Here is a 21293-nt window from a genome sequence, read left to right on the forward strand (position 1 = left end):
CTCGACCAGGGAAAAGCTACCGCTTAGTAGTTTCCTGTTGTATCGTTCATGCATGCCAGAAGCAGCTTCCGCCCCGGCCGCGCGGGCCACGACCGGCGACAGCGAGTTCGACCGGGACACCGCGGTGACCCGCCGCGCCCCGGGCGTCTACGACATCGACCTCTCGGCCGGCTGGACCATCATCAACGCCGTCAACGGCGGCTATCTGCTGGCCGTCCTCGGCCGCGCGCTCGCGGACGCCCTGCCGCACCCGGACCCGTTCACCGTCTCGGCACACTATCTGACGGCCTCACAGCCCGGCCCCGCCGTCGTGCGCACGGACGTGGTCCGCACCGGCCGCACCCTGTCCACCGGCCAGGCCTCCCTCTTCCAGTACGACGCGGACGGCCGCGAGGTGGAGCGCATCCGCGTCCTGGCCTCCTACGGCGACCTGGGCGCCCTTCCCGACGACGTGCGCACCACGGCGAAGCCGCCCGCCATCCCGCCGATGGAGCAGTGCTTCGGGCCGCAGGACGGGCCGGCCCCGGTCCCCGGCAGCTCCGCCATCACCGACCGCCTGATGCTGAAGCTGGACCCGGCCACCCTCGGCTGGGCGCTCGGCTCGCCCTCCGGCAAGGGCGAGATGCGAGCCTGGTTCGGGCTCGCCGACGGCCGCGACGCCGACCCGCTCTCCCTCCTGCTGGCGGTGGACGCCCTCCCGCCCACCGCCTTCGAACTCGGCCTGAAGGGCTGGGTCCCCACGGTCGAGCTGACCGTGCACGTCCGCTGCCGCCCGGCGCCGGGCCCGCTGCGCGTCTCCATCACCACCCGCAACCTCGCCAGCGGCTTCCTGGAGGAGGACGCAGAGGTCTGGGACAGCGCCGACCGGCTGGTGGCGCAGTCCCGGCAACTGGCCCGCGTCAGGCTCGGCTGAGCGGCGTTCGGACCGGCGCGCGCTGTTCATCCTCGCCGCGCAGGGCGCGCACGCCGCGCTCGGGCCGGACGCGGCGCTCGGCTCTGCGCCGCGCAAGGTGATGGCGGCGCTGCCGGCCCCGCACCGGCCCGCCGCCGAGGTGACCAGCCGCCGGATCCTGGTGGACGCCACCCGCTGGAAGAGCGGCCCGCAGCAGGCCGTCGACCTGGACGTCCTCCAGGACGCGGTGTTCGCCGACCGGCGCCTGCGGCTGCGCTACCGGCACAGCGGCGAGCGCGAGCCGCGCACCTGCACCGTCGATCCCTACGGCCTGGTCTCCGAGGCGGGCGTCTGGTACCTGGTCGCCGACCGGCGGGGCAGGCCGCGGCTGTTCCGGGCCGACCGGGTGCGCTCCGCCCGGCTCCTGGACGATCCCGTACGGTGCCGGCCGGGCGTGGAACTCGCCGACGCCCGGGAGGTGCTGCGCCGCCAGGTGGAGGAGCGCCCGGCGGGATCGACGTCACCGTCCGGGTGCGCCGCGCACACCTGGACATGTTCCTGCGCCTGCACGGCTCCTCGCCGGCCGCCCTGCCCGAGACGACGGCGAGAGCGAACGGGTCACCGCCCGGATGTCGTACGGCGTCCTGTGCGCGGTGCGCCAACTGCTCGGGTTCTCCGACCGGGTGGAGGTGCTCCCGGCGCCCGAGGCGCGTGAGGTGCCGCGGGCCGCGGTCGCCGTAGTCGCGGAGCTCTACGAGGGAGGAACGGTCAGGCCGGCCAGTGCCGGCGGCCCACGCTGATCAGCCGCAGCTGCCGGGTGGCGAGCCGGGTGACGCGCTCGCGTTCCTCCGGTGGGGCGTCCAGTGCCTCCAGGAAGAGCGAGGCGGTGATCAGCATCTGGTCGACGTAGAGGTGGGCGAGCATGAGCAGGTCGTCCTCGCTCCAGCCCTCGGCCTGCGGGTCCTTGGCCAGCTCGTCCTTCACCTCGCGGGCGAACCGGACCAGTTGCTCCCGGATCGCCTCCCGCACCGGCTGCACGCCGCCGTGCCGCTCCCGGGCGACGAACCGGACATGAGCCGGATACTCCTCCACATGACGGGAGATCAGCTCGGTGGCCCGCGCGATGCGTTCCTCGCTGTCGTCCGCCGTGGACACCGTCGTACGGATCATCGGGTGCAGGCTGCCCAGGGCCTCCTCCACCAGGGCCACCCCGAGGTCCGCGGTGGAGCGGAAGTGCCGGTAGAAGGCGGTCGGGGCCACACCGACGGCGCGCGTGACCTCGCGCAGGCCCAGGCTGCTCAGGCTCTGCTCCTCCAGCAGGCCGAGCGCCGCGTCCAGGAGGGCCTGCCGGGTCTTCTGCTTCTGGGCCTGGCGGACGCCGAGAGTGTGACTCATGCCATGCAGTTAACAACTGTTCTCCGGAATGTCAAAGCGGTGGGACGCGCTAGACTCCATAGTCAGTGAACAACTGTTACTCATAAGCGTTCACGAGAGAACGCCGGAGGGGGATCCGATCCCATGCTGTTCCTCGTCGCCGCACTGCTGCTGCTCGGCGTGACCCTGGGCACCGTGGCCCACGCGCCGCTCGGCGTCACCGTGGCCGCCGCCGTCGTGATCGCCGCCTGGCTCGGCGTCTTCGCGCTCCGCGAGCGCCACGCCCGCCGTCGCGGCACGTCCCACTGACCCCGCGCCCACCCCATCCCTCGGGAGCCATCGCCATGCAACTCACCGCACCGGCCACGCGCCGCACCGCCCTGCGCGACGCCGACGGCATGGCCGTCGCGTCCTTCATCCTCGGCCTGCTCGGCCTCCTCGTCCTCAACCTCTTCCTCGGCCCCATCGCCGTCACCCTCGCGGCAGTGGCCCTCTGGCGCGGCACCACCCGCCGCGGCCGAGCCCTCCTCGGCCTCACCCTGGGCATCGCCGACCTGATCGTCCTCATCACCCTCATGCAGCTGGACCACACGGTGTCCTGGAGCTTCTGACCGCCGCATGCGGCCCGGCGCTGTGGGCGGTCGTTCCGCAAGGCGAAGGGGGCACCTCCCATGCCGTTCAGGCAATGGGGGAGGGTGGGCACAGCCGGCAAGCGACGGTGCCTGGCCAACTCGGTCCGGGTGGAGTCACGGCAAGCGTTCCCCAGGTCGCCGCACCTGATCCTCAGGCCCGCTGCGAGCGCCCGTAGAATCAAGCACACCATGGCTTACCTCGACCACGCCGCGACCACCCCCATGCTCCCGGAGGCGGCAGAGGCACTGACCGCCGCGCTGGGCGTCACCGGCAACGCCTCCTCCCTCCACGCATCCGGCCGCCGGGCCCGCCGCACGGTCGAGGAGTCCCGCGAAACCCTCGCCGAAGCCCTCGGCGCCCGCCCCAGCGAGGTCGTCTTCACCTCCGGCGGCACCGAGGCCGACAACCTCGCCGTGAAGGGCCTGTACTGGTCGCGCCGTGCCGCGGACCCGGCCCGCACCCGGGTCCTCGCCAGCCCCGTCGAGCACCACGCCGTCCTCGACGCCGTCCACTGGCTCGGCGAACACGAGGGCGCCACCGTCGAGTACCTCCCGGTCGACCCCTACGGCCGCGTCCACCCCGAGGCCCTGCGCGAGGCGATCGCCCGCAACCCCGACGACGTGGCCCTCGCCACCGTCATGTGGGCGAACAACGAGATCGGCACGGTGCTGCCGGTCCGGGAACTCGCCGAGACGGCCGCCGAGTTCGGCGTGCCGCTGCACTCCGACGCGGTGCAGGCCTTCGGCCAGGTCCCGGTCGACTTCGCCGCCTCCGGTCTCGCCGCGATGACCGTCTCCGGCCACAAGATCGGCGGGCCGTACGGCATCGGCGCCCTGATCCTCGGCCGCGAGCACAGCCCCGTACCCGTCCTGCACGGCGGCGGCCAGGAACGCCATGTCCGCTCCGGCACCCTCGACGTGCCCGCGATCGCCTCCTTCGCGGTGGCCGGCCGGCTCGCCGCCGAGCAGCGCGAGTGGTTCGCCCGCGAGATCGGCGACCTGCGGGACCAGCTGGTCACAGCCGTCCGCACGGCCGTCCCCGACGCGATCCTCGGCGGCGACCCCGCGCCCGAGGGGCGTCTTCCGGCCAACGCCCACTTCACCTTCCCCGGCTGCGAGGGCGACTCCCTGCTGCTCCTGCTGGACGCCCAGGGCATCGAGTGCTCGACCGGCTCGGCCTGCACGGCGGGCGTCGCCCAGCCCAGCCATGTGCTGCTGGCCACCGGTGTCGACCCGGACCTGGCCCGCGGCACCCTCCGCTTCTCCCTCGGCCACACCTCCACCGAGGCCGACGTCGAGGCGGTCGCCAAGGCCATCGGCCCGGCGGTGGAACGGGCCCGGGCGGCGGGTCTGACGTAGGGCATCTCGCCCGGATCACGTCGGCGCCCGGCGCACCAGCCGTATGTACCGGTCCCAGTCCCAGTGCGGTCCGGGGTCCGTGTGGTCGGTGCCCGGCACCCCGGCATGGCCGATGATGTGCTCGCGGTCGGCGGGTATGCCGTACCGCCCGCAGATCCGCGCCGTCAGCCGGGCCGAGGCGGCGTACATCGCGTCGGTGAAGGACGAGGCCCGCTCGACGAATCCCTCGTGCTCGATGCCGACGCTGCGCTCGTTGTAAGCCCGGTTGCCGGTGTGGAAGGCCACGTCCAGCTCGCGGATCATCTGGGTGACCTGCCCGTCCGCGCGGACGATGTAGTGCGCGGCGGCCTCGTGCCCCGGGTCCTGGAACGCCCTCACCGCACTCACGTAGCTGCCCTGGGTGACATGGACGACGACCCGGTCGATCGCGTAGTCGTCCGGGCGGTCCGCCCGCCGGTAGTTCGCCGGGGAGGCCGCCAGCCACCGCGCGCCCCCGAAGTCCACCGCCCCCGCCACCCGCGGCCGCTGCGCGCCCGGCAGCCCCCACCACAGGCGGGCCAGCCCCTCGCGCTCCACCGCAGCCCCGCCCGCGACCGCCGCCACGGCCCCGCCGAGGAGCAGCGCTCGCCGCCCCGGCCGCCGTTCCTTGTCACCGCTCCTCGCCCCCACGCGCTCTCCAACGGATATCCGGCGGCCCCGGTTCCCGCGCCCCCGTACCCTGAAGGGGCTATGACTGACACCCCGCAGCGCTCCCGCCCCCTCCGCGTCCTCGCCGCCATGTCGGGCGGGGTCGACTCCGCCGTCGCCGCCGCGCGCGCCGCGGAAGCCGGTCACGACGTCACCGGCGTCCACCTCGCGCTCTCCGCGAACCCGCAGTCCTTCCGCACGGGCGCGCGGGGCTGTTGCACCATCGAGGACTCGCGCGACGCCCGCCGCGCCGCCGACGTCATCGGTATCCCGTTCTACGTCTGGGACCTCGCCGACCGCTTCCGCGAGGACGTCGTCGAGGACTTCGTCGCCGAGTACGAGGCCGGCCGCACCCCCAACCCGTGCCTGCGCTGCAACGAGAAGATCAAGTTCGCCGCGCTCCTGGACAAGGCGCTGGCCCTCGGCTTCGACGCGGTATGCACCGGCCACTACGCGAAGGTGATCCTCCGCGAGGACGGCACCCGCGAGCTGCACCGCGCCTCCGACATGGCCAAGGACCAGTCGTACGTCCTCGGCGTGCTGGACGAGAAGCAGCTGGCGCACGCGATGTTCCCGCTCGGCGACACGGTCACCACCAAGGAGGAGATCCGCGCCGAGGCCGAGCGCCGGGGGCTCGCGGTCGCCAAGAAGCCCGACTCGCACGACATCTGCTTCATCGCCGACGGCGACACCCAGGGCTTCCTCGCCCAGCGGCTCGGCAGGACCGAGGGCGCCATCGTCGACGAGTCCGGCGCCAAGGTGGGCACGCACGAGGGCGCGTACGGCTTCACCATCGGCCAGCGCAAGGGCCTGCGCATCGGCACCCCGGCCCCCGACGGCAAGCCCCGCTACGTCCTGGACATCTCCCCGGTCACCAACACCGTGACGGTCGGCCCGGCCTCCGCGCTGGACGTCACCGGACTCACCGCGATCAGGCCCCGCTGGTGCGGCACCGCCCCCACCGGCCCCGGCACCTACACCGCCCAGCTGCGCGCCCACGGCGGCGAGACCGAGGTCACGGCCGAGCCGGTCGACGGCGAGCTGCGCGTGACCTTCACCGAGCCGGTCCGCGGCGTCGCCCCCGGCCAGGCGATCGTCCTCTACGACGGCACCCGTGTGGTCGGCTCGGCGACGATCGCCTCCACGGTGCGGGCGACGGCCGGAGTGGCGTGAGAGCCGACGGGGCCTGTACGCCGTAGAAGCTGCCGGAGCGGCGTGAGGGCCGGCGGTGCCTACGCGCCGTAGAACTCCGCCAGGACCGGTGCCAGGATCTCCGGTTCCACCGCGTGGGTCTGGCCCCTGAGCAGGCGGTAGGTGCCCTCGGGCGCGGCGAGCGCCACCTGGCGGGCCGCCTCGCGCATCCGGTCCGGGCTCGCGTCGCCCGCGACGGCCAGGACCGGGACGGTGATCGAGGCCAGCAGGTCGCGGGGGACCATTCCGTCGCCCAGCACGGCGTCGTCGTACGCCAGGGTGGGGGCGATGGCCTCCAGGCCCGGCCACATGGGGGACTGGCGCGCGCTCACGATCATCTGCTCGGCCAGACCGGTGACGCGCAGGAACAGCTCCACCGCGTCCCCGCGCCGGCCCTCCGCGAGCGCGCCGGCCAGATCGCCGGAGTAGGCGGCGCGCTCCCGCTCACGGCCCTCGCGCACCTCGAACGGCGGCTCGTACACGGCGACCCGGCTGACCGGCAGCCCGCTCGCCGCCGCCCGCAGCACCAGCGCGCCGCCCGAGGAGATGCCGTACAGCGCCGCGTCGCCGCCCACCGCGTCGAGCACGGCCGCGAGGTCCTCCACCTCGCGCTCCACCGCGTAGGGCGCCGTGTCCCCGCTCTCTCCGCGGCCCCGACGGTCGTACACGACGGTGCTGAAGCGGTCCGAGAGCACCATCGCCAGCGGTGCGACCGTGGCGCCCGTGGACATCGCCCCGCTGACGAGGACGACCACCGGCCCCTGTCCGGTGCGCTGGTAGGCGATCGGGGTGCCGTCACGCGAGATGGTCTTCTTGTCCATGCCTGTGAAGACTGCCACGAGAGACGGGACTCATCGGGTCACAACACTTCCACTTCGTAGAAGCAGAGGTGGTCCTTGATCTCGGCGACGTCCGGCTTCGGCTCGGGGTAGGACCACACCAGGTCCTCGGCGCCCTGCGCCGACCAGTACGACGCCGTGCCCTTGAAGGGGCAGTGGGTGTGCGTTTCGGACGGGGTCAGCAGGTCGAGGCGTACGTCGTCGGCGGGGATGTAGTAGCGCACGGGGCAGCCGGTCTCGCGCAGCAGCAGGGGCCGGTCGCTCTCCGCGAGGACCTGGCCGCCGTGCACGACGCGTACGTGCTGGGTGCCCTGCTCGATGGTGATCGTGTGTCCTTGGGTCATAACAGGACAGCGCTCCCGGGCCGCGGGTTCTTCCCGCGCATGGCGCACGCCCGGGGCCGCGTACGGTTGAGCGCATGAACATCTGCGTCTTCCTCTCCGCCGCCGACCTCGACGACCGCTACACCCGTCCCGCGCGGGACTTCGCCCGGCTGCTCGGCAAGGGCGGCCACAGCCTGGTGTGGGGCGGGTCCGACAGCGGACTGATGAAGGTCGTCGCGGACGGCGTGCAGGAGGCGGGCGGCCGGCTCATCGGCGTGTCGGTGGACTTCCTGGCGAACAAGGCGCGGCCCGGCGCCGACGAGATGGTCATCGCGGGGGACCTCGCCGAGCGCAAGAAGCTGCTCCTGGAGAAGGCCGACGCGGTGGTGATCATGGTGGGCGGCACCGGGACGCTCGACGAGGCCACCGAGATCCTGGAGCTGAAGAAGCACGGCCGCACCCACAAGCCCGTGGTGCTGCTGAACACGGCGGGTTTCTACGACGGCCTGCGCGAGCAGTTCCGCCGGATGGAGGACGAGGGGTTCCTGCCGCGGCCGCTGAGCGAGCTGGTGTTCTTCGCCGACGAGCCCGCGGGCGCGCTCGCGTACCTGGAGGAGTCGGTGGGCGGTCGCTGACTCTCGGGTGCGAGCATGGCGGGCATGGCTACTCATGTGATCACCGGGGCCGGCTCCGGCATCGGCGCGGCCGTCGCGCGCCGTCTGCACGCGCGCGGGGACGACCTCGTGCTGCACGCGCGTGACGCGGGCCGGGCCAAGGAGCTGGCGGCCACGTTCCCCGGGGCGAGGACCCTGGTCGGCGACCTGGCCGAACCGGACCGGCTGAGCTGGGCCTTCTCGCACCAGTCGCTGCCCGACCGGGTCGACTCCCTGCTGCACATCGCGGGCGTGGTCGACCTCGGTCCGGTCGGCGAGCTGACCCCGAAGACCTGGCGCCACCAGCTCGACGTCAACCTGATCGCCCCGGCGGAGCTGACCCGCCACTTCCTGCCCCAGCTGCGCGCCTCGCGCGGCCACGTGCTGTTCGTGAACTCGGGCGCGGGCCTGAACGCAGGCGCCGACTGGTCCGCGTACGCCGCCTCCAAGCACGGGCTGAAGGCGCTGGCCGACGCCCTGCGGCAGGAGGAGCACGCCAACGGAGTCCGGGTCACCACCGTCTACCCGGGCCGCACCGCCAGCCCCATGCAGGCCAAGGTCCACCAGCAGGAGGGCAAGGAGTACGACCCGTCCCGGTGGATCGACCCGGAGTCGGTCGCCACGACCATCGTGATGGCCCTCGACCTGCCGAGGGACGCGGAGGTCAACGACCTGACGGTGCGACCGGGGCGCTGACCCCGGCCGGGCTGTTCCGTAGGCTGCTCTGGTGAGCGAGAACAGCCAGTTCAGGTTCGGTGCCGCCACCGGGGTCGGGTCGATGCCCGGTGGGGACGCCCGTGAGGCCGCCAAGACCGTCACCGGCACCTTCGAGGACTTCCCCTTCCTGCCCGAGCTGCCCGCCCGGGGGCCCGGGGCCGACATGATCGGGCGGACGGCCGGGATGCTCGTCGAGCTGTACGCGCGCGTGGAGCCCAGCGGGTGGCGGATCGGCGACCGGCCCGGACGGGACACCAAGCGGGCCCGTTCCTGGCTGGGGGAGGACCTCGACGCCCTGGAGGAGTTCACCCAGGGGTACGAGGGGCCGCTGAAGGTGCAGGCCGTGGGGCCCTGGACGCTCGCCGCCAACCTCGAACTGAGGAACGGCGAGGCGGCCCTGTCCGACCCCGGCGCCTGCCGGGACCTGGCCGCCTCGCTCGCCGAGGGGCTGCGGCTGCACCTGGCCGAGACCGGGCGGCGGGTGCCCGGCGCCCAGCTCGTGCTCCAGCTCGACGAGCCGTCCCTGACCGCCGTGCTGCGCGGCCAGGTGCGCACCGCCAGCGGCTACCGCACCCACCGGGCCGTGGACCGGCAGATCGTCGAGGCCGCGCTGCGCGACACGGTCGGCGTGCACACCGGGGGGCCCGTGGTGGTCCACTCCTGCGCCCCCGACGTGCCCTTCGCCCTGCTGCGGCGGGCGGGCGCCGCGGCGGTCTCCTTCGACTTCTCGCTTCTCACCGAACGTGACGACGAGGCGATCGGGGAGGCCGTGGAGGCCGGCACCCGGCTCTTCGCCGGTGTCGTGCCGGCCACGGACGGCCCGTTGTCAGACCCTGCCGGTAGCGTCATGGGTGTCAGAACGCTGTGGCGCAGGCTGGGGCTGCGTCCGGGGCTTGTCCCGGACGCGGTCACGGTCACCCCGGCGTGCGGACTCGCGGGCGCTTCCCCCGCGTACGCGCGCCAGGCGCTCGCCCACTGCGTCCGGGCGGCGAGATCCCTCGCGGACAACCCTGAGTAACGGGAGGACAACACGGTGGCCGGCGACAAGCAGCAAGCGGAGACAGCGGTGCCCGCCGAGGCGCGGGAGCAGCACGCGCGGCTCGCGGACCAGGTCGAGGAGCACCGCTTCCGGTACTACGTCAAGGACGCTCCCGTCATCAGTGACGCCGAGTTCGACCAGCTCCTGCGCTCCCTGGAGGAGTTGGAGGAGCGCCACCCGGAACTGCGTACGCCCGACTCGCCGACCCAGAAGGTCGCCGGGTCGTACGAGACGGAGTTCACGGCGGTGGAGCACCGCCAGCGGATGCTCTCGCTCGACAACACCTTCAACGACGACGACCTCGCCGCCTGGACCGACCGCATCGCCAGGGAACTGGGCGAGCAGGAGTACCACTTCCTGTGCGAGCTCAAGGTCGACGGCCTGGCCGTCAACCTCACCTACGAGCACGGCCGTCTCACCCGCGCGGCCACCCGCGGCGACGGCCGCACCGGTGAGGACATCACCCCCAACGTCCGGACGATCGCGGAGATCCCGGACCGGCTGAAGGGTGACGGCGTCCCGGACCTCGTGGAGATCCGCGGCGAGGTCTACTTCCCGATGGAGAAGTTCGAGGAGCTCAACCGCCGTCTGGTCGAGGCCGGTGACAAGCCCTTCGCCAACCCGCGCAACGCGGCGGCGGGTTCGCTGCGCCAGAAGGACCCGCGCGTCACCGCCACCCGCCCCCTGCACATGGTCGTCCACGGCATCGGCGCCCTGGAGGGCTACAAGGGGCTCACCCGGCTCTCCCAGGCCTACGACCTGCTGAAGACGTGGGGCCTGCCCACCTCCCGGCACAACAAGGTGGTCGACGACCTCGCGGGGGTCCGCGAGTTCATCGCGTACTACGGCGAGAACCGGCACTCGGTGGAGCACGAGATCGACGGCGTGGTCGTCAAGCTCGACGAGATCCGCCTGCAGGGCCGGCTCGGCACCACCGCGCGCGCACCGCGCTGGGCGATCGCCTACAAGTACGCGCCGGAAGAGGTCAACACCAAGCTGGTCGACATCAAGGTCGGCGTCGGACGCACCGGCCGCGTCACTCCGTACGCGCAGGTGGAACCGGTCACCGTGGCCGGGTCCGAGGTCGAGTTCGCCACCCTGCACAACCAGGATGTCGTCAAGGCCAAGGGCGTGCTCATCGGCGACACCGTGGTGCTGCGCAAGGCCGGCGACGTCATCCCGGAGATCCTCGGCCCGGTCGTCGACCTGCGTGACGGCAGCGAACGGGAGTTCGTGATGCCGTCCGAGTGCCCCGAGTGCGGTACGCCGCTGCGGCCCATGAAGGAGGGCGACATCGACCTCCGCTGCCCCAACGCCCGTGCCTGCCCGGCCCAGTTGCGGGAGCGAGTCTCCTACCTCGCGGGCCGGGAGTGCCTGGACATCGAGCACTTCGGCGAGGTGGCCGCCGCCGCGCTCACCCGCCCGCTGGAGCCGGCCGACCCGCCGCTGGCCGACGAGGGCGACCTGTTCGACCTCACGGTGGAGAAGCTGCTGCCCATCAAGGCCTACGTCCTCGACCCGGACAGCGGTCTGCCCAAGCGGGACCCGAAGACGGGCGAGGAGAAGGTCGTCACGGTCTTCGCCAACCAGAAGGGCGAGCCGAAGAAGAACACCCTGGCGCTGCTGCGGAACATCGAGGCGGCCAAGGACCGCCCGCTGGCCCGGTTCCTGAACGGGCTGTCGATCCGTCACGTCGGACCGGTGGCGGCCCAGGCGCTGGCGCGCGAGTTCCGCTCCGTCGACCGCATCGAGCAGGCCGGCGAGGAGGAACTGGCGCGCACCGACGGGGTGGGCCCGATCATCGCCGCCGCCCTCAAGGAGTGGTTCGCCGAGGACTGGCACCGCGAGATCGTGCGCAAGTGGAAGGCCGCCGGAGTCCCGCTGGAGGAGCAGGGCACCGGCGAGGAGGAGGGCCCGCGCCCGCTGGAGGGCCTGACGGTCGTGGTCACCGGCACCCTGGAGCAGTTCACGCGGGACGGCGCGAAGGAGGCCCTGCAGAGCCGGGGCGCCAAGGTGACCGGCTCGGTGTCGAAGAAGACGTCCTTCGTCGTCGTGGGCGACAACCCCGGGTCGAAGTACGACAAAGCGATGCAGCTGAAGGTGCCGGTTCTGAACGAGGACGGTTTCGGCGTCCTGTTGGAGCAGGGACCGGACGCGGCGGCCGAAGTCGCCCTCCCGACCGGTGAGTAGCGGTTGAAGGCCACGCGTTTCGCGCATACCAGATGCATACGGGTGGCCGGGGCGCATTCGGGCAACCGTCGACGACCGCTGCCCGTGGAAGCCTTCTGCGGCCTACTGTTGAGGTGTGCGCCTGCCGTGCCCAGCTGCGGTCGGGGCATCCCCGTGCTCCTCGGCGAGTACGTGGAAGGGTTTTCCAGCGCGGTGCGGCCCGGGAGCGCCGGGCATCGGGCCGCGCGGCGCGGGCACCGCCGGCTGTGAGAGGGACGGGAATGGAACCGACCGAGAGCGCCGCCCCGCACTCACGGCTGCGCCGGATGACCGGCGCATGGCGCGGGAGCACCGGGCGGACGGGGGAGCGTTCGGGCGCCCGGAAGCATCCGGGGCGTGCGGGCCGGACCGCACGCGCGGCCGGACAGGATGCGGCGGCGACGATCCGCCTGCCCGGGCAGCCGGGAGGGCAACCGCCTTCCGTGCCGGGCGCGGTCTCCGTATGGCACCGGTTCCGGCCGGCCCTGCCCTCGGTGGTCGTGGCGGTGGCCGCGCTCGTCCTCGGCGCCGGCTTCTACGGGGCGTTCGCCGGCGGCCACGCGCTCTTCCCGTCCGGCACGACCGGCTGGTCCCTGGCCGTGCTCACCGGGATCATCGTCGGCCACCTGGTGATGCTCGGCCGCTCCCGCTGGTGGGGCGGCACCGGCTCCGGCACCGCCCTCACCCTGGCCGTGCTGCTGCTCTACGGCTGGGTGCCCGCCGGCCTGGTGAGCCTGGCCGTCGTCGTGCTGGTCGGCATAGCACGGCGCAACCGCTTCCGGCCCGGCGTGCTGAACGGCGCGGTGGACATCCTCGGCATCGCCATGGCCGCCCTCGTCCTGGGCGGCTTCGGCCGCGTCCCGACCGTCGAGCGGCCCTGGGACCCGGGCACCTGGACCGCGTACACCGTGCCCGAGGTGGTGCTGGCCGCCGCCGTCTACCTCGCGGTCACCCGCGTCCTGCTGTGGTATCTGCACGCCCCGCACGCCGACGGACTGCCCACGGTCGCCCGCACCGCCGTGGTCAGACAGGGTCTGGTCGCCGTCGCCCTGCTCGGCATCGCCCCGCTGGTCTGCGTCGTCGCCGTCGCCGAGCCCCTGCTGCTGCCGCTGTTCTCCACCCCGCTCATCGCCCTGGACGCCACCTTGTGGATAGCCCGCGCCCGGGCCGAGGAGCAGTTGCGCGACCGGCTGACCGGGCTGCCCAACCGGCAGTGGCTTCTGGAGCGCATCTGGACCGCCCTCGACGACGCCGAACGCATCGGCGCCCGGGCCGCCCTGATGCTGATCGACCTCGACCGCTTCCGTTCGGTCAATGACACGCTCGGTCATCTCGCCGGTGACCGGCTGCTGCTGCAGATAGCCGACCGGCTGCGGCAGGCGCTGCCGCGCGGGGCGGAGGCCGCGCGGCTCGGCGGGGACGAGTTCGCCGTCTTACTGCCCGTGGCCGACTCCACGACGTCCGCGACCCGCGTCGCGCGCGCACTGGTCACCACCCTCAGCTCGCCGCTCGACCTGGACGGGCTCACCCTCGTCCTGGAGGCCAGCGCCGGTGTCGCCGTCTTCCCGGACCACGCGCTGGACGCCGAGGGGATGCTGCGCCGCGCGGACGTGGCGATGTACCAGGCCAAGCGGGACCGCACGGGGGTGGAGGTCTACGAGTCCAAGCGGGACTCCAACACCCCCGACCGGCTCGGGCTGCTCGGCGATCTGCGCCGGGCCCTGGACGCCCACGAGGTCCAGCTGCACTACCAGCCCAAGGTCCGCTTCGACGGCCACGTCGCCGGCCTGGAGGCGCTGGTGCGCTGGGTGCACCCGGAGCGCGGCAGGGTCCCTCCGGACGAGTTCATAGCGATCGCCGAGTCCTCGGGGCTGATGCCCCATCTGACGGAGTACGTGCTGGAGACCGCCCTCGGGCAGGTCGCGAAGTGGCGCTCCGAGGGCCTGCTCGTGCCGGTCGCGGTCAACGTCTCCCCCCGGGACGTGCACACCCCCGGCTTCGCCGGCTCGGTCGCCGCCCGGCTCGCCCGGCACGGTGTCCCGGCGGGAGCGCTGCAGCTGGAGATCACCGAGCACGTGCTGCTGGAGGACCCCCAGCGGGCCGCCGACACACTGGCCGGTCTGACCGCGCACGGCGTGAAGATGTCGCTGGACGACTTCGGCACCGGCTACTCCTCGCTGGTGCACCTGCGCAGGCTGCCGGTGAGCGAGCTGAAGATCGACCGCTCCTTCGTGGCCCGGCTGGCGGTGGACGCCGAGGACGCGGAGATCGTGCGCTGCACGGTGGACCTGGCGCATTCACTCGGCCTGCTCGTCGTGGCCGAGGGCGTCGAGGACGACGAGACGTGGGAGCGGCTGCGGGACCTGGGCTGCGACGCCGTACAGGGCTGGCTGGTCGCGGCGGCGATGCCGCCCGAGGAGACCACGGCATGGCTGCGGGCGCGCGGCTCGCGCGGCTGGCAACGCCCGCGCGCCGCGCTGCCCGCGGCGGCGTCCGACGAGTGACCGGGCCGGCCGTCGCCCGCCCCTGAGCGCCGGCGGGCCGCCCGGCCCCCGTCGCCCCGGTACACCGGTACCGGGGCGACGGAATTTCCTCCCGAGGGCAGACGGAGTGGCTGCCGGACACGGTGTCGTTCCACCGCGTCCGGCAGCCACGTGATCACTGCGTCACTTCGAAGGGGTGCCCCTCCTTCTGCTCAGCGAACGGTACGCCCGGTAGGCCAGCCAGCAGGTGAAGCCGACCACCGCCCCCAGGGCCGCGGGCGCCCACACCGGGAGGCCGCGCCCGAACAGGACCCCGACAATCGTCATGGATGCGACGGAGCACACCATTCCGATATAGCCCTGGGGTCCGCTCTCCCCGGAGTCGGTCCGGTCGTCCCTCTGTCGTGGACTCATCGTCTGGCCAGTCCTCTCCAGCTCCGGCGGCGTGGGTCAGCGTTGCCAGCGGCGCTGCGCCATGGCGAAGCCGCAGCCTATGCCGAGCCCCCACCACGATCGGCGGCCGGCCTTGGTCACCCAGGAGACCAGTCCAGTCCCGACGCCACCGAAAAAGCAGGCTTGGACATAGGGGTTGTGGTAGTAGCGCCTGACGTAGCGGTTCCTGTGTATGCGGTGTCGGATGCGATGGTAGTAGTGCCTGGCACGGGCATAGCCGGGCACGTGCCAGCTGTAGTGGAAGGGCGACCAGTGGTCGCGGTGCCACGGCAGATGCCAGTGCCAGGGGAATTTGCCGTCGAGGTCGTAGCTGTTGAGCGGGTCGGCGGTCACGTAGTCGTAGGCGTTGGCGCTGCCCCCGGGGACCGGATCGGTCTGGAGGAAGCGGCCCGCAGTGGGGTCGTAGAGCCGGACGCCCATGAGAATGGCGCCCGTGGCGGTTTCGCTCGAGCGCTGTTTGCCGCCGAGCCAGCCGTAGCGGACGGCGTGATTTTCTCCCTCGGGGTTGCCGAATTCATCGTAGGCGAGCGCGGTGGGTGCTTGGCTGGTGTCGAGCGGTAGCTCGACGGTGACGTCGCCGTGGATGTCGGTCAGTTGCAGGGCGACGTCACTGGCTGCGCTGGTCGTGGCGTCGAGGTCGCCGCCGGGACCTTGGACGTTGCGGGTGATGATGCCGGTGGTGCCCTCCTTGATCCAGTCGGGGCTGTCACCGTCGGCCCCGTAGTGGTCGGTCTCGGTGCCGGCAAGGCTCCAGGTGGCTCCGCCGTCGGTACTCGTTTCGGTGGTCGAGGCGGCGAGGCGGCCGGCCGCGTCCAGGGTCCAGGTCTGCCGGCCGGTGCCGGAGGTCTGCTGGCGGACGAGGTCGTTGGCGTAGTAGCCGATGGTGGCGCCGGAGGCCTGGGTGGTGGTGCGGCCGAGGGCGTCGTAGACCGTGCCGGTGGTGACCAGCCGGTCGGCGCTGTCGTAGGTGTACGACGTGGTGGTGGCGCCGGTGGAGGTGCAGGCCGCTCCGTTGTCGCTGGTGGCGACGGCGAGGGCGGTGCGGTTGGTGTTGTTGTCGAAGGTGTAGTCGCGGCGGGCGCAGGCCCCGTCGGGGTCGGTGTCGTCGGCCCTCGTGAGGCGTCCGGCCGCGTCGTAGCCGTAGGAGCGGCTGCGGCTCTGGCCGGCCGTGTCGGCATCGTCCGCGACCTGGCCGTGGATGCTTTCGTCGACGCTGTCGGAGGCCACGACGGTGCCGTCACTGTCCCGGGAGTAGACCCGGGAGGTGGTCGCGCCGGTCTCGTCCTGGGTGACGGTGAGGGTGTGGCCGCCGGGCAGGGCCTGGGTGGCCAGGTCGCCGTCCGCGTCGTAGGCCGCGGCGAAGGTGCCGGCGACCGAGTCGGTGCGGGAGGTCTCCAGGCCGCGCGGGTCCTTGGACGTGTCGTAGGTGTAGGTGGTGGTGGACGGGGCGGAGTCGGTGGTCCTCACCGGCCGGCCGAGCGCGTCATAGCTCGTGGCGGCGGTGTTGCCCGCGCCGTCGTCGTAGGAGATCTCCCGCCCGAGAACGTCGTAGGTGTGGGTGATGGTCTGCCCGTTGGAGGTCACCGTGGCGACCTGGCCGGTGCCGGTGTCGTAGGCGGTGGTGGTGTCCGGCACGGCCGTGCCCACGCCGCCGCTGACCGACGTCGTCGTGATGCGTCCGGCGGTGTCGTAGGTGTTGGCGGTGGTGCGGGTGACGGAGTTCGCGGTCTCCGTCGTCTTGGCGGTGTTGCCCCACCGGTCGTACTCGGTGGTCTTGGTGGGCAGCTCGGTCGGGTTGGAACCGCCGCCGGTGATCGCACCCGCCGGGCCGGTGGAGCAGACCAGGTCGGCCCACTCCGGCCTGCCGTTGCAGGCGCCGGTGCCGGTGGCCGAGTAGTAGGTGGTCACCGTGGCGCCCACGTCCGTCCCGGAGGACTTGGGCAGGGTGGTCTTGGTGACCCGGCCCTGGGCGTCGTAAGCGGTGGTCTTCTTCAGCGCCAGACCGGACGGGTCGGTGACGGTGGCGGTGGGCAGGCCCTTGACCCAGTCGTACTGCGTGGTCGTGGTGCGCACATCGCCGTCGGACGGGTAGCCGTCCACGAAGGCGCCCACGCTGGTGGTGGTGACCTGGTTCGCGACGGTGGCCGTGCCGTCGGTCGGCCGTCCCTCGTCATAGGTGTTGGCGGTGTGCTGCCGCGCCGCCACCTGGGTGCCGGCCGGCAGGTCGGTGCCGCCGGTGCCCGCCTTCAGCGTCGAGCCGAGGGTCACCTGGTGCAGTGGGCCGTACTCGTCGGTCTTCCGCAGCCCGTCGGCGGAGTAGACCGAGCGGGTGGACAGCAGTTCGGCGCGGTCGGCGGCCGTCATCTGGTCGATGCTGAGTGCCACCTGCTCCGCCTGGCCGCTGCCGCTGGTGGCCAGGGCCAGTTCGCGGTTGGACGCGGTCAGTTCCCGGACGGTGTTGCCGAAGCGGTCGTACTCGGTGGTGGTGATGTGCCCACCGGGGGTGGCGGTGTTCACCTCGCGTCCGGAGTCGTCGGTGTAGGTGATCGTCGCCCGCTTGTAGTCCGTCGCGGCCAGATCCGAGCCGGTGTCGGACAGCGGCACCGAGTCCGCCGGGAAGACGGCCGTGGCGTCTGTGGCCACGTCCGACTGGCCCCAGGCCGCTACGTCCGAGGTGCCCATCGCGTTGGGCGCCTTGCTGCCCGTGAGCGGGACGTCGTAGACCACGCTGGTGACGGCGTTCGTGCCGTCGGTGGTGTTCTTGCTGCCCGCGGTCAGGTTCGGGCGGGAGGCCTTGAGCAGCATGCCGTCACCCGCGGTGGCCGTGTTGCCGGCCTGGCCGTAGGTGAACGTCCACGCCAGCTCGCCCGGACGGGTCAGGGTGGCGATCCGGCCGGCGCTGTCGTAGGTGTAGGCGGTCTTCAGCGCGGGGCTGATCCGCGGGTCCCACTCCTCGCGCAGGTGTCCGGAGTCGTCGTAGGCGTACTGCGCCACCACCGTGGCGGTCGCCGATGAGGCCCCCGGGTCGGTGGCCCACTCCTTGATCTGCGTGACCTGCCCGTTGTAGCCACCGAACGTGCCGGAGGCGGCGGTGGTGGAGGTGGCGTAGACGAACTCCAGCATCCGGCAGCCCTTGGTCGACGGCGTTGTCTCGCACGTCGAGGACGAGACCGCCGAGGTGGGGGCGATCACGTACTTCGGGCGGGCCAGCGTGTTGCTGCCGGAGGTGACCTTCTCCGAGACCACCTTGGTGGTGGAGTTGTCGGTCGGCAGGTAGGTGCTGGAGACCTGCCAGGTCATGGCCGCCGGGTCCACCTTGGCGAACGTGGTGGTGGTGCCCTGGTCGTCCTTCAGGGTGAAGGAGCCGGTCAGCGCCCCGGTCAGGGTGAGGTCCTCCGAGCCCGGCTCCGGCTTCCAGCCCCCGGAGGAGGTGGCGGTGAAGCCGGTCTCGTCACCGTCCACATCCACCAGCGCGACCGAGGTGGCCGACGTCTGGCGGACGTACGCCCAGTCGGAGCCGGTGATCTCGGCGGTGGTGCCGGAGGTCCACTGCGGACCGAAGATCGCCACCTGGCCCTGGGCGTCCGCGCCCGCGGCCGGCCGCCGGGAGGAGGCGGTACGCGACACCGACAGGTCGAAGCCGGAGGCGTCCGTGGCGGACAGGGTGTAGTCGCCGGTGAGGGTGTTCACCGATCCGGGGCCGACGTCCTGGCTCGGCGCGGTGCCGGCGTTGCGGTCCACGGTGATCGTGTGCGGCTGGGAGTACGCGGTGGTGGAGCCGTCGGTGAAGGCGGCCCGGACGTCGACCGGCCCGTCCTCCGAGAGAGAAGCGGTGATGTTCCAGGTGAGCGCCGCGGGCGAGCCGTTGGACACGGCCACCGGCCAGTCGGAGACCGCCGACCCGTCGGAGGACTTGGTGACGTCCACGACCGGTACATCGGTCCAGAAGTCGGTCTCACCACGCCGGTACTGGTACGTGACCCCCGTGTAGGTGGTCCTGCCGGTGGAGGTCAGGCTGACCCGGCGAGCCGGCCGGTCCCCGTCGCCCGGGGTGAGCAGACCTGCGCCGTCACCGACACCGAAGGCGTACGTGGTCGCCGTCGAGGAGATGTTTCCGCCGGAGTCGATGGTCTTGGCGTACAGCTTGTGCCAGTCCTCACCCGGCTTGATCGTGATCGTCAGCGGGTCGCCGCCCGAGCCGTCCGCGGTGTCGTAGACGCGGCCCGGCACCGAGGAGTCGTCCAGGCCCCAGTAGTAGCCCAGCCCGTCCGCGGACGAGGTGTCCAGGGTGCAGGTCGCCCCGCTGTCGGCCCTGGCCGTCCAGGTGTTCTCGCTGTACGGGGTGCACGAGATCGTCGGCGCGGCCGGCAGGCCGGTGTTCAGCACGAACGTCGTGTAACCCGACCACGCCCCGTAGTCCGTGCCGTCATAGCCGCGCACCCGGAACCGCAGGTGCTTGCCCGAGGGGAAGGCGGAGGCCGAGGGGATGGTCAGCTTCGCCGTCGACCCGGACGCCACCGAGGCCGACGTACCCGTGTAGGAGTAGGTGGTGTCCGCATACGCGGGGTCGGGGGTGACCTCGAACTGCGCCTGCGCCGTCGAGCCGTCGGCGTCGGTGACCTTCGCCGACAGCGTCGGCGTCAGCGAGGTCACGTACAGCTTGCCGTTGTACGGATTGGGGAAGTTCGGTGAGACGGCCGCCGAGGAGGTGGTGGCGTAGGAGTTGTAGCTGACCACCAGCTTGGGCGCGTAGCCGGAGGTGGTGTAGTTCGCCGAGCGGAAACGCCGCCAGTTCGTGGCATCCGTCTCACTGGAGCTGCGCAGCTGGATGCCGTTGTTCGCGGAGCCGTTGGCCCAGTCCTGGACCATCCCGGTCAGCGTCCAGTTCGACCAGTTCGCCGGGCAGGAGGAGTTGTAGCCCCAGTGGCCGCTGTTGGTGGCCATGTTGGTCGTCGTGGTCGACGGCTGCGCGCCCCAGGTGAGGGTCGTGGTGTCCAGGGCGGAGGTGACCCGCTTTGCCTGGGTGACCGACGAACTGGAGCAGCTGGAGGAGTAGTAGGAGTACAGCGACATGGTGGCGCTGAGGATGTGCTTGCCCGTGAACGCCGACGTGTTGAACTTCAGGTACGAGCGCGCCACATCGCTGCCGGAGTCGTACGTGCCCGACTTCAGCTCCTGCGAGGAGACCTGCGAGTCGGGGTAGTCGGGGTTCTGCACCCACGTGTCCGTGGTGACCGCCAGCGTGGACGTCGGATCCACCGTCACCGGATACGTCGCGGTGGCCAGGAACCCCTTGTCCGGCCTCAGCACCAGTGTCTGCGAGCCGTCCGAAGCGGTCTCGATCTTCGTGTCGACCCGCTGCTGGTGCGCGGACTCACCGGAGACGGCGTTCTTGGAGGCGTCCCACATCATCGGGGCCGGCGCCTCCGCCACCAGGTCTCCGTCGCTGTTCTTCAGCAGCAGGTGCCCGGAGCGTGCCCGGGACAGCTTCAGCCCGTCCAGGTGGAGCGGGATCCGGTAGGAGACCGTGCCGTGGTCGGGCTGCTGGGTGAGCTCGATGTTCTCCGAGAAGCCCTGCGCCAGCGCCGTCACCGACAGGGTCTGCCCGCTGCCCAGGTCGTAGGAGGCGGTGTTGTGCCTGACCGACGGCGCGGGCAGCCTGTCCTGCCAGCCCAGTCCGAAGGACTCCTTGCCCTTGGCCACCGACGCCAGCTTCGTGTCGCCGCCGTCGGAGACCGCGATGTTCGCGGCCGCCGCCGCGGGCGTCAGATCGGCCCCGGTGTCGGACAGCGAGGTGTCGATGTCCTTCCACACCCCGCCCCGCTTCACCCGGATCGGCCCCGCGTACGCCTCCGTCTCCAGCTCACCGCCGGGCAGCGCGTACGTCGTCGAGTCCGCCGTCCGGGCCGACAGCACCTCGATCCTCCGGTGCTGCAGACGGGCCATCAGCACCGCCGACGCCTCGTCCCGCGCCTGCGCAGGTCCATCGGCCTTGGTGGATGTCGCGGCCGAGGCGGACTTCGACGTCGCGGACGTCATGCCCTCGGCGAACACCACCCCGCTGTCCGCAGCGACCAGCGCGGTCTCCGCCGCCATCACCAGCACCACGCCGACGGCTGTCTGCCGAAGCCGACGCGACCGGTACGGGCGTCTTAAACGTGATCCCGCGAGGATCACATGAGGTCTGTGACGCATAATCAGCTCCCTTTCCTGACACTTCGCCATGCGAAGCCAACAGAAGTGAGCTGATCCTCACGGGGGGCACACACCGCGACCACATCGATCACCGGGGACGCTCGCAACAAACCCAAGGAAAAGCCAAGAAATACACAAGTCCATGCGCGGCATTCCCCTCCGGACATGCTCGCATTGTGCGCATTACCCGCATAATGTCGCCGCAACCGGTTGGCCACGGAATCGCAAAGAGTTCCCGAATCGCTTCA

At 72.0% G+C, this 21293-nt stretch carries 16 protein-coding genes and 1 pseudogene; 11 read left to right on the forward strand and 6 right to left on the reverse strand.

From position 1 onward, the window contains the following. The first annotated feature begins 52 nt into the window (after positions 1-52). Positions 53-913: a thioesterase family protein gene (locus tag R2S09_RS13460; RefSeq protein ID WP_316741159.1), complete on the forward strand. Its 861-nt coding sequence runs from the start codon at positions 53-55 to the stop codon at positions 911-913. A gap of 10 nt (positions 914-923) precedes the next feature. Then, a pseudogene (locus tag R2S09_RS13465) lies at positions 924-1692 on the forward strand (helix-turn-helix transcriptional regulator); the annotation flags it as partial. Here the strand turns inward: R2S09_RS13465 and R2S09_RS13470 are convergent. After that, on the reverse strand, positions 1661-2287 hold the full coding sequence (locus tag R2S09_RS13470; protein WP_316741161.1) for a TetR family transcriptional regulator: 627 nt from the start codon (positions 2285-2287) through the stop codon (positions 1661-1663). The pseudogene R2S09_RS13465 and the gene R2S09_RS13470 sit on opposite strands and share 32 nt — an antisense overlap. A 123-nt stretch (positions 2288-2410) precedes the next feature. Here R2S09_RS13470 and R2S09_RS13475 point away from each other — a divergent pair, with 123 nt between their 5' ends. The 3 genes from R2S09_RS13475 to R2S09_RS13485 all read left to right on the forward strand — a co-directional run bounded on the left by R2S09_RS13475 (position 2411) and on the right by R2S09_RS13485 (position 4257). Then, entirely contained in the window at positions 2411-2575 is a 165-nt protein-coding gene (locus R2S09_RS13475; protein WP_316741163.1) for a hypothetical protein, read from the forward strand. A 35-nt stretch (positions 2576-2610) separates the two neighbouring features. After that, positions 2611-2877, forward strand: a complete 267-nt coding sequence (locus tag R2S09_RS13480; RefSeq protein WP_306188169.1) for a DUF4190 domain-containing protein — start codon at positions 2611-2613, stop codon at positions 2875-2877. 210 nt (positions 2878-3087) lie between these two features. Further along, the gene (locus R2S09_RS13485; protein WP_306188171.1) at positions 3088-4257 is read left to right on the forward strand and encodes a cysteine desulfurase family protein; all 1170 of its coding nucleotides are present in this window, start codon (positions 3088-3090) and stop codon (positions 4255-4257) included. Positions 4258-4272: 15 nt separating this feature from the next. Here R2S09_RS13485 and R2S09_RS13490 read toward each other — a convergent pair whose 3' ends face one another. Then, positions 4273-4926 (reverse strand): N-acetylmuramoyl-L-alanine amidase, encoded by a 654-nt coding sequence (locus R2S09_RS13490; RefSeq protein WP_316741164.1) that lies wholly within the window; start codon positions 4924-4926, stop codon positions 4273-4275. A 60-nt stretch (positions 4927-4986) separates the two neighbouring features. Here R2S09_RS13490 and mnmA point away from each other — a divergent pair, with 60 nt between their 5' ends. Continuing rightward, positions 4987-6117 (forward strand): tRNA 2-thiouridine(34) synthase MnmA, encoded by a 1131-nt coding sequence (mnmA, locus tag R2S09_RS13495; RefSeq protein ID WP_316741165.1) that lies wholly within the window; start codon positions 4987-4989, stop codon positions 6115-6117. Between the two features lie 59 nt (positions 6118-6176). Here mnmA and R2S09_RS13500 read toward each other — a convergent pair whose 3' ends face one another. Next, complete coding sequence (locus tag R2S09_RS13500) at positions 6177-6956, reverse strand: alpha/beta fold hydrolase (protein ID WP_306188346.1); 780 nt, start codon at positions 6954-6956, stop codon at positions 6177-6179. A 38-nt stretch (positions 6957-6994) separates the two neighbouring features. Continuing rightward, on the reverse strand, positions 6995-7318 hold the full coding sequence (locus R2S09_RS13505) for a DUF427 domain-containing protein (protein ID WP_316741166.1): 324 nt from the start codon (positions 7316-7318) through the stop codon (positions 6995-6997). Between the two features lie 74 nt (positions 7319-7392). On the opposite strand from R2S09_RS13505, the gene R2S09_RS13510 reads away from it, so the two are divergent. The 5 genes from R2S09_RS13510 (at position 7393) to R2S09_RS13530 (ending at position 14418) form a co-directional block, all read left to right on the forward strand. Next, positions 7393-7932, forward strand: coding sequence for a TIGR00730 family Rossman fold protein (locus R2S09_RS13510; protein ID WP_306188177.1), 540 nt, complete (start codon positions 7393-7395; stop codon positions 7930-7932). A 15-nt stretch (positions 7933-7947) separates the two neighbouring features. Next, positions 7948-8646, forward strand: coding sequence for an SDR family oxidoreductase (locus R2S09_RS13515; RefSeq protein ID WP_316741167.1), 699 nt, complete (start codon positions 7948-7950; stop codon positions 8644-8646). 31 nt (positions 8647-8677) lie between these two features. After that, entirely contained in the window at positions 8678-9685 is a 1008-nt protein-coding gene (locus tag R2S09_RS13520; protein WP_316741168.1) for a methionine synthase, read from the forward strand. A 15-nt stretch (positions 9686-9700) separates the two neighbouring features. Next, positions 9701-11896, forward strand: a complete 2196-nt coding sequence (gene ligA, locus R2S09_RS13525; protein WP_316741170.1) for an NAD-dependent DNA ligase LigA — start codon at positions 9701-9703, stop codon at positions 11894-11896. Between the two features lie 260 nt (positions 11897-12156). Next, the gene (locus tag R2S09_RS13530) at positions 12157-14418 is read left to right on the forward strand and encodes a bifunctional diguanylate cyclase/phosphodiesterase (protein ID WP_316741171.1); all 2262 of its coding nucleotides are present in this window, start codon (positions 12157-12159) and stop codon (positions 14416-14418) included. A 162-nt stretch (positions 14419-14580) separates the two neighbouring features. On the opposite strand, the gene R2S09_RS13535 is transcribed toward R2S09_RS13530, so the two are convergent. Beyond that, positions 14581-14724: a hypothetical protein gene (locus R2S09_RS13535; RefSeq protein ID WP_306188183.1), complete on the reverse strand. Its 144-nt coding sequence runs from the start codon at positions 14722-14724 to the stop codon at positions 14581-14583. Positions 14725-14847: 123 nt separating this feature from the next. Then, positions 14848-20946, reverse strand: coding sequence for a DNRLRE domain-containing protein (locus R2S09_RS13540; protein ID WP_316741172.1), 6099 nt, complete (start codon positions 20944-20946; stop codon positions 14848-14850). Positions 20947-21293 lie beyond the last annotated feature (347 nt).

Source organism: Streptomyces sp. MK7 (assembly GCF_032658145.1).
Classification (GTDB): domain Bacteria; phylum Actinomycetota; class Actinomycetes; order Streptomycetales; family Streptomycetaceae; genus Streptomyces; species Streptomyces spiralis.

What these genes read in the sequence shown, in the direction of transcription:
- R2S09_RS13460 (WP_316741159.1), top strand. Translation starts at nt 53, where the DNA reads ATGCCAGAAGCAGCTTCCGCCCCGGCCGCGCGGGCCACGACCGGCGAC.
- R2S09_RS13470 (WP_316741161.1), bottom strand. Translation starts at nt 2,287, where the DNA reads ATGAGTCACACTCTCGGCGTCCGCCAGGCCCAGAAGCAGAAGACCCGG.
- R2S09_RS13475 (WP_316741163.1), top strand. Translation starts at nt 2,411, where the DNA reads ATGCTGTTCCTCGTCGCCGCACTGCTGCTGCTCGGCGTGACCCTGGGC.
- R2S09_RS13480 (WP_306188169.1), top strand. Translation starts at nt 2,611, where the DNA reads ATGCAACTCACCGCACCGGCCACGCGCCGCACCGCCCTGCGCGACGCC.
- R2S09_RS13485 (WP_306188171.1), top strand. Translation starts at nt 3,088, where the DNA reads ATGGCTTACCTCGACCACGCCGCGACCACCCCCATGCTCCCGGAGGCG.
- mnmA (WP_316741165.1), top strand. Translation starts at nt 4,987, where the DNA reads ATGACTGACACCCCGCAGCGCTCCCGCCCCCTCCGCGTCCTCGCCGCC.
- R2S09_RS13500 (WP_306188346.1), bottom strand. Translation starts at nt 6,956, where the DNA reads ATGGACAAGAAGACCATCTCGCGTGACGGCACCCCGATCGCCTACCAG.
- R2S09_RS13505 (WP_316741166.1), bottom strand. Translation starts at nt 7,318, where the DNA reads ATGACCCAAGGACACACGATCACCATCGAGCAGGGCACCCAGCACGTA.
- R2S09_RS13510 (WP_306188177.1), top strand. Translation starts at nt 7,393, where the DNA reads ATGAACATCTGCGTCTTCCTCTCCGCCGCCGACCTCGACGACCGCTAC.
- R2S09_RS13515 (WP_316741167.1), top strand. Translation starts at nt 7,948, where the DNA reads ATGGCGGGCATGGCTACTCATGTGATCACCGGGGCCGGCTCCGGCATC.
- R2S09_RS13530 (WP_316741171.1), top strand. Translation starts at nt 12,157, where the DNA reads ATGGAACCGACCGAGAGCGCCGCCCCGCACTCACGGCTGCGCCGGATG.
- R2S09_RS13535 (WP_306188183.1), bottom strand. Translation starts at nt 14,724, where the DNA reads ATGACGATTGTCGGGGTCCTGTTCGGGCGCGGCCTCCCGGTGTGGGCG.
- R2S09_RS13540 (WP_316741172.1), bottom strand. Translation starts at nt 20,946, where the DNA reads ATGGCGGCGGAGACCGCGCTGGTCGCTGCGGACAGCGGGGTGGTGTTC.